Origin of the sequence: Bartonella sp. AC158YNML, assembly GCF_042196725.1 — a bacterium.
GTDB lineage: Bacteria > Pseudomonadota > Alphaproteobacteria > Rhizobiales > Rhizobiaceae > Bartonella.
The window spans coordinates 1-589 of the sequence record NZ_JBHIQU010000100.1 but is presented as its reverse complement, the minus strand read 5'-3'; the positions used below and the strand labels follow the sequence as shown (position 1 = coordinate 589).

Genomic DNA, 589 nt, shown 5'->3' with positions numbered 1-589 from the left:
AACAAGCTCAACAAGCCCGTGAAGCGCTTGTCAAGTTTTATGAACCTCAATCTCAGACGCCAATGGTTGAAGGTGAAAATGCACCCCCAGATCTACGTGAGGACCCTGTTCGTTTAGTGGCGTGGATGTTAGATAAGATTCAAAAGCAAGATGCGTATATTAGGGAACAGAAAGAAACGCTAAGACAAGCTGAGGAACAGCAGCAGCACGATATGCGTCTTGGTGAATTTTTTAATAATTCTGTTAAGTCGTTTCAAAATAAATCCAGTGATTTTGATGCCGCGGCAAATTTTCTTTATGAGGCACGCGCAAAAGAATTGAGTTCTTGGTCATCACTTTATCCTGAATATGGACAACAAAACACAATAGATGCGATTATAAGAGATCAATTGCATGCGCTTGTAGCGACTTGTGCACAAAGAGATCTCAATCCGGCAGAAGAGATTTATAGAATAGCGCAAAATCTTGGCTATCAGAACCAAGCATTGCAAGTGAATAATCAGGTTGCAGAACTTCAAAGCCGTCAGAATTCTGCGAGAACCTTAACAGCATCTGGAGGAGGGGGGAGTATTACAGGTTCTATGACCAA

At 41.9% G+C, this 589-nt stretch carries 1 protein-coding gene; it reads left to right on the top strand.

Going from position 1 to position 589, the window contains the following annotated elements; all coding sequences use genetic code 11:
- Positions 1-589, top strand: a 589-nt coding sequence (locus tag ACFIM1_RS09470) for a hypothetical protein (RefSeq protein WP_375694708.1), incomplete at both ends; no start/stop codon positions are given.